At 70.7% G+C, this 10,584-nt stretch carries 7 protein-coding genes; 2 read left to right on the top strand and 5 right to left on the bottom strand.

The features are described from left to right. Positions 1-442 precede the first annotated feature (442 nt). Both ACWCSD_RS02740 and ACWCSD_RS02735 read left to right on the top strand, forming a co-directional pair. A complete protein-coding gene (locus ACWCSD_RS02740) occupies positions 443-2,221 on the top strand; it encodes a hypothetical protein (protein ID WP_449912633.1) in 1,779 nt (592 codons plus the stop codon). Further along, on the top strand, positions 2,218-2,580 hold the full coding sequence (locus ACWCSD_RS02735) for a hypothetical protein (protein WP_397160471.1): 363 nt from the start codon (positions 2,218-2,220) through the stop codon (positions 2,578-2,580). Before ACWCSD_RS02740 ends, ACWCSD_RS02735 begins: the two co-directional genes overlap by 4 nt. Before the next feature lie 26 nt (positions 2,581-2,606). Here ACWCSD_RS02735 and ACWCSD_RS02730 read toward each other — a convergent pair whose 3' ends face one another. The 5 genes from ACWCSD_RS02730 to ACWCSD_RS02710 form a co-directional block, all read right to left on the bottom strand. Beyond that, the gene (locus ACWCSD_RS02730; protein WP_387672831.1) at positions 2,607-3,245 is read right to left on the bottom strand and encodes a GOLPH3/VPS74 family protein; all 639 of its coding nucleotides are present in this window, start codon (positions 3,243-3,245) and stop codon (positions 2,607-2,609) included. After that, positions 3,242-4,639: an APC family permease gene (locus tag ACWCSD_RS02725; RefSeq protein ID WP_397160467.1), complete on the bottom strand. Its 1,398-nt coding sequence runs from the start codon at positions 4,637-4,639 to the stop codon at positions 3,242-3,244. Before ACWCSD_RS02725 ends, ACWCSD_RS02730 begins: the two co-directional genes overlap by 4 nt. A 221-nt stretch (positions 4,640-4,860) precedes the next feature. Beyond that, positions 4,861-7,155, bottom strand: coding sequence for a chitinase C-terminal domain-containing protein (locus ACWCSD_RS02720; protein WP_449912630.1), 2,295 nt, complete (start codon positions 7,153-7,155; stop codon positions 4,861-4,863). Between the two features lie 119 nt (positions 7,156-7,274). Next, positions 7,275-8,288, bottom strand: a complete 1,014-nt coding sequence (locus ACWCSD_RS02715) for a PP2C family protein-serine/threonine phosphatase (protein WP_449912628.1) — start codon at positions 8,286-8,288, stop codon at positions 7,275-7,277. 204 nt (positions 8,289-8,492) lie between these two features. Then, positions 8,493-10,451, bottom strand: a complete 1,959-nt coding sequence (locus ACWCSD_RS02710; protein WP_397160461.1) for a glycosyl hydrolase family 18 protein — start codon at positions 10,449-10,451, stop codon at positions 8,493-8,495. Between the last annotated feature and the right edge of the window lie 133 nt (positions 10,452-10,584).

Here is a 10,584-nt window from a genome sequence, read left to right as displayed (position 1 = left end):
GGCGGACGCGACCGCGAGGGCGGCGGCGGATGATCGTCCCCCAGCGACCCCCGCGAGAGACCGGCGAACGACCCCTCCCCGGACGGGCGCACCACAGGCGGAACACCACCGGCACCGGCCCCCGGCGTGCCGAAGACCACGGGCGGGGAACCAGGGGCGGCGGGGGAGGAGGCGGGGGGTGTGGGGGCGGGGAGGAGGGCGCCGCAGCGGGGGCACTGGGTGAGGGCGCCGGTGTCGCTGCCGCATCGCCCGCACCGCCGCCCGGCGCCTGAATGGTGGACCAATACACCCTCCCGTAATGCTCCGTAAAGGGAAGAATTTCAATTTATCGGGCTTTTGTCCCGAGCTTCACTTCCGGTGAACGAGACTATTTGATAACAACGAGCCCCCCAAAGCACTCGCCCCTCATAAGCTCGGCCGGGTTCACCGACGAAGGAGGGTCATGGCCGTCGACAGCTCCGGCGCCACCGGCTCCACGCGGGACACCAGGGCCCACCCCGGCGTGCCCCGCATGAGCAACGTCACCCGCTACCTCAGCGCCGCCGCCTACCTCGACAGCGGGTTCCGCGACCGGGTGCTGGGCGAGCTGATGTTCGACCCCTACCGCGCGGTCCCCCCGTCCTACGGCGGCTTCGACCTCGTCCCGGTGATCCACCACTGCCGGCGCTCGCGCTCGATGCTCGTCGTCCGCGACGCGCTCATCACCGTGTTCTTCCTCGTCGGGTTCGTGATCTCCCCGCTGACCACGATCGCGTGGGTGGCGACGCTCGTCCCGCTGGTGCTGCTCACGTCGGGGCGGGTCCGGCGCGGCTCGCTCGTGCTGCGGGCCATGCTCTGGTTCTGGGCCGCGAGCATGGCCCTGCTCCTGCTGGCCGCGGTGTTCTCCACCGCGCTGTCCGTGCTGCTGCTGCAGAGCCTGTCCAGCTCCTCGTTCTACGACGACGGCCCCTCCTACGGCGTCGCCGACGTCCTCGGCCAGGGGCTCGGCACGCTGGCGCTGGCGATGGCCGTGCCCTTCACCACGCTCGGGGTGGCGCTGGTCTACCGGATCGCGACGTACATGACGCTGGCCGGCACGCTGCGGCCGGGCGCGCCCGAGCCGGTCACCGGCGCGACCGGCCCCCGCACCGCCCATCGCGTCGACTACGTGCGCAGCGCCCAGTGGGGCAACATCACCATGTACGCCAACGAAGACGCCTTCATGGGCGCCGGGTCCATCGCCAGGACCTGGTCGATCGCCGTCGAGCTCGACCGGGTGCGCGGCCGCGAGGGTCCGCCGCGCCGCCAGGACGACCCGGTCGACCTCGACCCCGTCGAGCTGCACGCCTTCGTCCGCGAGCGGCTGAAGGACATGCGCGACCGGGTGCTGCGTCCCAACGAGGGCATCCAGCGGCTCGACATCGGCGACCACGTCGTCACCAGGGGGATCTTCACCGTGGCCGACTGGCACGAGGGCGGCGCCCCGGTGTGCCATCCGCTGATCGGCAAGAACGGCCTGCCCAGGTCCCACGCCACGCCCGAGGAGATCGAGGCGATCGTCCGCCATCCGCAGGGCGGCGTGCGCTACTACCAGCGCGTCACGATCAACAACGCCGGGCAGGAGATCCGCGACCGCAACGGCCGGCTCGTCGCGCCGGCCGAGGATCAGGAGGCGCTGACCTCCGCGTTCATCTACCTGGCCGTCGAGGGACGGATGCTCTACACCCAGTTCGTGGTCACCGTGCTCCCGCCCGCCCACGGCCCCTACCACGTGGTCGACCGGCTGCCCACGATGACCGGCGGCCGCATCGCCTGGGAGGCGGTCAGGTCGTTGAAGCTGCGGCTGCTGCGCGACGTGCTGGCCGCGCCCGCCCGGCTCGTCCGTACGGGGGTGCAGGCCGTCCGGCAGAACATGCTGGCGCCCGACCCGCGCAAGCACATCGTCTACCCCTACGGCGCCCGCTTCAGCGTCCGGGAGCTGGGCGCGAGCGACGACCTGCAGACCCACATCCAGGTCCTCGACGTCTCCAAGTACGTGCGGATGATCGAGCAGCGGCTCACCGAGGCGGTCCTCGACTTCCTGGAGGACAAGGGCGTGGAGACCGGTGCCTACCGGTTGCAGGCGGCGAGCGTGACCATGAACACGCTGTCGGTCAGCGGCGGCGCCACGGTCAGCGGCCCGGTCGCCTTCGGGCACCAGGCCGCGGCGACGGTCAACAACCTGGGAGGGCAGGGCGCGTGACGAACGAGCAGACCCCCACGCCGGGCTCGTACGGCGTGCACATCAGCGGCGGCGAGGTGAGCGGCCCGATCGCGGTGGGCCCGCACTCCCGCGCCACGGTCAACAACCTGGGCGGCGCGGCCCCCGGCGAGGCGGCTCGGCTGCTCGACCGGCTGGAACGCCTGCTCGCCGAGCACGAGGCGGAGGTGACCGAGCCCGCGCGGGCCCGCCGGGACGTCGCCGACGTGCGCCAGGAGATCGAGCAGGCCGACCCCGACCGCTCCCGCGTCCTCGACGCGCTCAAGCGGCTGTCGGCCCGCGCCGCCGAGGTGTCGGTGATCGTGGAGGTCGTCGGCCAGATCCGCGAGCTGTTCGGCTGACCAGCGGCTCTCGAAGGGAGCCGCGGTCAGCGGAAGACCGCGACCGCGGCCTCGCCGAGCATGTCGTCGATCAGCTGCACGACCTCCCTGACGACGGGGGAGTGCTCGCCCGCGATCTCCCGCAGGCGTTCGACGAGCCGGGCCGAGGGCTGGTCGAGGTAGAGCTCGGCCTCCAGCCGCAGCGCCCCCACCAGCCCGCACAGCGCCGCGCCACGCCCGTCGGGCTGCTTCCAGCCCTCCACCGCCGAGCGCACCCCGGCCGAGGCGCGCACCACCGAGGCGATGTCGGCGAGCTGGTACCGCGTGTACGGCAACATGCCCATACGCCGCCTGGTCACCATGACCAGCACGCCCGCGGTGACCAGGCTCTGCCGGGTGCGGTCGTAGGCGTCCTCGGCCAGCTTCTTGATCCAGAACCTGGCCTCGCCCTCGGCCCGGTCGCGGGCCATCAGCGGGACCAGGGAGTCCACGACCGCGTCGCCGACCGGGGTGGGGTCGACGACGGCGATCCGGCCCTGCCCGACCGTGACGCGCCCGCTCAGCGCCAGGTCGAGCAGCACCGCCCCGGCCAGCCCGAGCGCCATCGAGTGCTGGTGCACCAGGGGCTTGCCGGACTGGTCGTGAGCGATGAGGAACAGCTCGTGGTGGAGCGGCGGCCGCGTCACGGCGACCGGATCCCGGTCAGGCCGGCCTTGTCGTCGCCGTCCAGCACCGGGCGGCGGCCGCGGGCGTACAGGACGCCGAGGACGACGACGCCGACGGCGAGCCAGATCAGGCCCACCCGCTGGGCCAGGATGTTGGCGTTGACGATCACGAAGATCAGGATCGCCATGCCGATCAGCGGCGCCACCAGGTGCGACCAGAAGTCGGACGAGCGCTGCCGGACCCGGTAGTGGACGATCACCGACACGTGCAGCACGACGAACGCGATGAGGCCGCCCATGTTGACCAGGCTGCTCAGCAGGCCGACGCCCTCCTTGAGCTGCGAGGCCCACACGCCGATGCCGACGGACAGCGCCGAGACGAGCAGGATGGCGTTGGCCGGGACCGAGTGCTTGATCGACACCTTGGCGAGGAAGGCCGGCAGCTGCCGGTCGCGGGCCATGGCGTACAGCAGGCGGGAGACGGCGACCTGGGCGACCAGGGTGTCGGCGAAGCCCCAGGAGATGGCGGTGGCCGTCGAGGTGACGTGCCGCAGCCACTCGCCGCCCGCCGAGGCGGCGGCGTCGTAGAAGGCGGTCTCCGAGCCGGTGTTCAGCAGGCCCGCCGGGTCGGGCACCACCAGCGCGGCCACCCAGACCTGGGCCACGAACAGCAGCCCGGCCAGGATCAGCGCCAGCCGCATGGCCCGGGCCACCTGGGCCGAGCCGCCCGCGGACTCCTCGACGAGCATGCTGATGCCGTCGAAGCCGAGGAAGGACAGCACCGCGACGGAGACCGCGGCGAAGATCACCGGCCAGGAGAAGGTGTCGGGGTTGAACAGCGGTGAGAGGCTGAACCCGTGGCCCTCGCCCTGGAGCAGGGCCCAGATCCCGATCAGCACGAACAGGCCGAGCACGACCAGCTCACAGGTGATCAGCACCTTGGTGAGGGTGATCGTCATCCGGATGCCGCGCAGGTTGACCACCGTGTTGACGGCCACGAAGACGAGCAGCCACCCCCAGACCGGCACCCCCGGCACGCTGGCGTTCATGGCGATCGAGGCGACCAGGTAGAGCAGGCTCGGCACGAGCAGGTAGTCGAGCAGGATCGCCCACCCGGTCATGAAGCCGACCGACGGGGCGATGCCGCGGCCCGCGTAGTTGTAGACCGACCCCGACAGCGGGAAGGCCTTGACCATCTGCGCGTAGGAGGCCGCGGTGAACAACATCGCGACCATGCCCACCAGGTACGCCAGGACGGGCATGCCGCCCGAGGCCTTGTAGACCGGGCCGAAGATCGCGAACGGCGCGATCGGCACCATGAAGATCAGGCCGTAGAACACGAGGTCGGTCAGTCCGACCCCGCGGCGTAATTCCTGACGGTAGCCGAACTGCTCGATGCTCTCCTGAGGTTGCACGACAGCCTCTCCATGTCGTCCATGCGGGGGGGTGACGGGCCTCGGTATACGCATGGGGTTACGGATACCGGTGGGGCTCGATCTGGCGATCCTTCCGTAGCCCACGGTCACGTCGCAAGAGGCTGCTCCAGGTGGTTGCGTACCTGACCTCGCCGCAGGGCCCGCGCCGGCGGAGGCGGGCGGGACGCGCGACGTCCCGCCCGCCGGCCGGCGGCGCCGCCTCAGCAGGCGCCGACGTCCTTCCAGACGCCCCACTCGCCGGTGGTGCCGGGCTCCTGGCCCTGCGTCCACCACTTGGCCTCCCACGTGTGGGCCTTGTGCGAGACGCGCTGGCCGCCGTTGTAGACGGCCGTCGCGCTCCAGGCGGGCGCGGTGCAGGCGCCGCCGGTCGGGGTGACGGTCGGGGTCGGGCTCGGGCTGGGCGCGACGCCGCCCCGAGCCAGGTCCTGGACCAGCCCGTACGTCCTGCCGCCGAAGGTCAGCGTGTAGTTCGCCTGGCCGGGGACGGGCAGGTAGTACACGTAGTCGAGGGTCACCGACGCGCCGGGGGCGAGCGTCTGCCAGGTGGGCAGCTTCACCGACACCCGGTGGAAGTCGCCCTTGAGCCCGCCGACGTTGTTGCCGGTGTGCTCACTGCTGATCACCCGCAGGCCGAAGCCCGACTGGTCCTTGGCGTTGTTCGGGGCGGAGGTCGCGTAGTCCCACTGGAACTCCGCGCCGCCCGGGATGGCGGTCTGCGTCTTGTTCGTGATGACGAGCTTGGGGTTGATCGGGTAGTTGCTGTCGCCGGCGGGGAAGCCGGTGGCCTCGATCGTGACGTCCACCTTCTCGGCGGGGACGGCCACCTTGGCCTTGGCCGCGCCGTACGGGGCGGCGGTCCTGAGCTTGTCGTAGAGCAGGCCGGTCAGGGTCTGGCCCATGAAGTACTCGCCCTTGGCCGCGTCCCAGGCGTAGTCGCCGGCCAGCTCCCAGATCATCACGCCGCCGATGCCCTGGTTCCTGACGTAGTCGGCCTTGGCGCCGAGCGACTGGTCGTCCTCGGTGGACAGGAACACCTTCTTGGTGGCGTTCCACAACCAGGGGGCGGTCAGGGTGGCGTTGTAGTTGCGGGTGTAGGTGCCGGTCAGCCGATCCTCGGGGTCGCCCGCCGGGTCCAGGCCGTAGGCGGGGCCGTAGGAGCCGGCGATGCCCTTGGCCAGGTTCATGGCGTGCCACATGGGGTTGGAGCCGGCGCCGACCTCCCTGCCGTTCTCCTCGTCGTGCCACAGGTTGTCGATGCCGCGGGCGCCGTCGCCGCAGGTGGTCAGGCCCTGCGGGCAGCTGCCGCTCGGGCCGTTGGAGGTGCCCCACAGGCCGTTCACGCCGCCGTTGACGTTCTTCCAGCCGCGCGTGTAGTACGGCACGCCGATGTTGATCCGGCCGGCCGGCATCGCGCCGCGGAAGTAGTGGTAGGCCCAGTCGGTGTTGAGGTAGCCGAGGCCGCCGTACTGGGCGGCGGTGTAGACGCCCCACTTGGCCAGCTCGGCGTCCTTGCCGTCGTCGTACAGGGCGGCGTTGGGGCCGACGAACTCGTTCCAGGCGCCGTGCAGGTCGTAGGACATGATGTTGACGTAGTCCAGGTACTGGGTGACCTGGAAGGTCTCCATGCCGCGCAGCAGGTAGCCGGAGGCGGGGGCGGCGACGGTCAGCATGTAGTACCTGCCGTCGGCGGCGGCCGCGGTGTCCAGCTTCTGGCGCAGCGTCCTCATCAGGGCCGCGTAGCCCTTCATCAGGCTCGACCTGCGGGCGTTGGCGATGGTCCAGTCGAGCGGGTTCCCCGCGTCCTTCATCGAGGTCGGATACTCGTAGTCGATGTCGACGCCGTTGAACCCGTACGCGCGCACGAACGCGACGACCGAGTCGGCGAACGTGCCGATGCCGGCCTGGTTGACCGAGCCGTCGGCGTTGGTGGTCATCGAGTAGAAGCCGCCGGAGGGCACGCGGGCGCCGCTGGCGTCGAAGTAGCCGCCGGTCTCGGCCCAGCCGCCGACCGACACCAGCGTCTTGGTGCCCGGGTACTGCTTCTTGTACTTGTTCAGCAGGTTGAAGTGGCCTTTGTAGGCGTAGGCCGGGTCCATCTCGGCGCCGGCGACGCCGGGCCACTCGGTCGCGGTCGCGTCGGCGTCCACGGCGATCTTGTTGCTGCCGTCGACGTGGGCGAAGGCGTAGTTGATGTGGGTGACCTTGCCCCACGGGACGTTGCCGGCCAGGTAGGCGGGCCGGCCGTCCTTGCCGGTGCGCCAGCTGGTGAAGTAGCCGATGATGCGGCGGGGGTGGTCGGCCCCCATCTTCTCCCGGCCGTCCTCGTCGTAGGCCAGGCAGTAGGGGACGTCCACGCCGGGGGTCTGGTAGAGGCCGTCCGGGCGGCAGGCGGCGTTGTCGGCCGCGGCGGTGGCCGTACCGGCCAGGGCTCCCGCGATGAGGACCAGTGAGGTGCCGCACGCGGCCAGGGCCGCGCGTAGGCGTGTGGGCTTCAAGGCCACCTCCGATGGGGCATGACTGGGGGGTTGATCGGAAGGTAAGCCTGGTGACCAGGGCCGTCAATGCGTTCTGTTAGGAAACTTTCTTAATAGTTGCCGTCCGGTCGTTCGGGCGGTCACGATCCGGTCCGGCGCAGGATGAGCACCGCGATGTCGTCGCGCGGCGCGCCGTGCGTGAAGGCGTTCAGGTCGGCGGCCAGGGCCTCGACGGTCCTGGCCGGCGGGTCGCGGGCCCAGGAGCGCAGCCGTTGCTCCAGCGGGTAGAAGGAGCCGTCGCGATCGCGGGCCTCGGTCACGCCGTCGGTGCACAGCAGCAGCGAGGCCCCGCGCGGGAAGGCGAAGCGCGCGCCGTGCCGCGGCCCGCCCGCCAGCCCGGCCAGGCCGAGCGGCACCTCCGGCTCGCCGAGCCAGAGCTGCCCGGCGTTCCCGCCGTGGATCAGGTACGGCGCGATGTGCCCGCAGTTGACCGCGTCCACCTCCAGCTCCGGGCCGATGTCCAGCAGCAGCGCGGTGACGAACCGCTCGGGCTCGCCGGTGTGCGCGGCGAACCTGTTGTGCCTGATCACGGCGTCCTCCAGGGCGTCGGCCACGCCCATGAGGGAGATCTCGCGGTAGGCCGCCTCCCGGAAGGCGCCCAGCACGGCCAGCGCGGCGCCGATCGCGGGCAGCCCCTTGCCCTGCACGTCGGCGATCATCACCCGGGTCCCGTACGGCGACGGCGCCACCTCGTACATGTCGCCGCCCACCATCGTGTCCTCCTCGATGGGCTGGTAGAGGCCGTCCACGACCACGTCGAGCGAGCGCAGCGGCAGCGGCCTGACGAGCTGCCGCTGCAACGCCGCGGCGGCCGAGCGCAACCGGCGGACCTCCTCCTCGCGCTGGATCCGGTAGCTCGCGCCGACCACGCTCATCAGCCCGAACGCCGCGGTGAAGCCGGAGACCTCCAGGTTCGTCCGCAGATTGCCGCCCAAATAGGCGACCGAGGCCGACACCACCGCCAGCACCCACACCGACGCGATCGACGTCTGCACCACCGAGCCCAGACCCGACACGATCGCGGGCAGGAAGATCAGCACCGGCACGAGCTCCGCGCCCCCGCCGGTGAACCTGTCCAGCCCGACCACCAGCACCGTGATCCCGATCAGGCCGACCAGGAAGACCGGTGTCGTGAAGAAGGGCCGCCTGTGCCCGCCACCCCAGAGAATCGTCGTTCACCCCCGGTGACCAGCTTCTCCCAAGGCGTCCGTGTTCCCTCCTGCGGCGCGCCGGGCACGGCGAAGGGCCGGCCCCGAAACCCGGGACCGGCCCCTGACGTGCGAACTTATCCGAGGAACTTATCCGAGGCCGTTCTTCATGGCCGTGAGGAGTTCGGCGTTGGTGGTGTCACCGCTGAGCTCCCAGAAGAACGCGCCGCCGAGGCCCTGGTTCTTCGAGTAGCTCATCTTGCCGCCGATGGTGCTCGGCGTGTCGTAGCTCCACCACTGGTTGCCGCAGTAGGCGTAGGCCGTGCCCGCGACCGTGCCGGTGGACGGGCAGCGGGTCTTGATGACCTTGTAGTCCTCGATGCCCTGCTCGTACGTGCCGGGCGCCGGGCCGGTCGCCGTGCCGCCGGGCGCGGCCTGGGTCACGCCGGTCCAGCCGCGGCCGTAGAAGCCGATGCCGAGCAGCAGCTTGGCGGCCGGGACGCCCTTGCTCTTGAGCTTCTGGATGGCGTTGTCGGTGTAGAAGCCGGGGATCGGGATCTTGTCCCAGGTGGTGAGCGGGGAGTGCGGGGCGGTCGGGCCCTGCGCGTCCCAGCCGCCGAAGAAGTCGTACGTCATGACGTTGTACCAGTCGACGTACTGGGCGGCGCCGCCGTAGTCGGCCGCGTCGATCTTGCCGCCGTCGTTGCCGTCGGCGGTGATGGCCGCGGTGACCAGGTTGTTCGCGCCGAAGCGCGAGCGCAGCGCGGACATCACGTTCTTGAACGCCGCCGCGCCGCTGGTGTCACAGGTAAGGCCGCAGGCGTTCGGGTACTCCCAGTCGATGTCGATGCCGTCGAAGACGTCGGCCCAGCGGGGGTCCTCCACCAGCTTGTAGCAGGAGTCGGCGAAGGCCGTCGGGTTCTGCGCCGCCTGGCCGAAGCCGCCGGACCAGGTCCAGCCGCCGAAGGAGAAGAGCACCTTCAGGTTGGGGTACTTCTTCTTCAGCTTGCGCAGCTGGTTGAAGTTGCCGCGCAGCGCGCCGTTGTCCCAGGTGTCGGCGACGCCGTCGACGCTCTCGCCCGCCTGGTAGAAGCGGTCGTAGTCGGCGTAGCTGTCGCCGATCGTGCACTGCCCGTTCTGCACGTTGCCGAACGCGTAGTTGATGTGGGTCAGCTTGGCCGCCGAGCCGCTGGTGTCGATGTTCTTGACGTGGTAGCCGCGCTGGTAGATGCCCCACTGGACGAAGTAGCCGAGCACCTTGTTGCCGCCGCCACCGCCGCCGCCCGTGGTGGTCGCGGTGATCTGGTTGCTGTCGGCCGAGCGGTTGCCCGCCGCGTCACGCGCCCGCACGGTGTAGTTGTAGGAGGTGTTGGCGCTGAGACCGGTGTCGTTGTACGACGTGCCCGTGACGGTGGTGACCAGGGTGCCGCCGCGGTAGACCTCGTAGCCGGTGACCGCCACGTTGTCGGTGGAGGCGTTCCAGGCCAGCGAGACGCTGTTGTTGCTGACGCCGGTCGAGCGCAGGTTGCCGGGCACCGTCGGCGGGGTCTTGTCGTCGCCGCCACCGCCGCCGGTGGTCGTCGCGGAGATCTGGTTGCTGTTGGCCGAGCGGTTGCCGGCCGCGTCACGCGCGCGCACGGTGTAGCTGTAGGCCGTGTTCGCGGTGAGGCCGGTGTCGTTGTACGTGGTGCCCGTGACGGTGGTGACCAGGGTGCCGCCGCGGTAGACCTCGTAGCCGGTCACGGCCACGTTGTCGGTGGAGGCGTTCCAGGCCAGGGCCACGCTCGTGTCCGTGACGCCGGTCGAGCGCAGGTTGCCCGGCACGGACGGCGCGGTCGTGTCGCTGCCGCCGCCGCCGGAGACCTTCCACAGCGCCGCCACGTTCGGCGGCTCCCAGCCGGGCTGGGAGGTGTGCGCCTGGAGACAGACGTAGTCGACGCCGTTGTAGGTGACGACCGTGCCCGCCGTGTAGGCGGTCCACGGGGCCCAGGCCGCCGCGTACGCCACCGTGCTGGCGGAGGCGAGCGCCGGGGCGGCCACGGCCGCGGTGAGGGGCAGGGCCAACGCCGCCATTCCCGCCAGGACCTTGCTCAGAATGGTGTGTTTCATGTCGCTCCGACATCCGTTGGGGGGTGTGTGGGGAGTGGGATGGGAGACTTCTGGGGAAACTATTAGGAAAGTTTCCTTTAAGTTGTGAATCGACGGTAGCTTCTGCCTGGGGGAGCGTCAATACGTATCGGTC

This window comes from Nonomuraea sp. NPDC001684, from assembly GCF_053596515.1.
The sequence above is the reverse complement of the archived record's forward strand: the minus strand, read 5'-3'. Positions and strand labels throughout refer to the sequence as shown.

Excerpts from the sequence above, each read along its gene's own strand:
- ACWCSD_RS02740 (WP_449912633.1), top strand. The coding sequence starts at position 443 with ATGGCCGTCGACAGCTCCGGCGCCACCGGCTCCACGCGGGACACCAGG.
- ACWCSD_RS02710 (WP_397160461.1), bottom strand. The coding sequence starts at position 10,451 with ATGAAACACACCATTCTGAGCAAGGTCCTGGCGGGAATGGCGGCGTTG.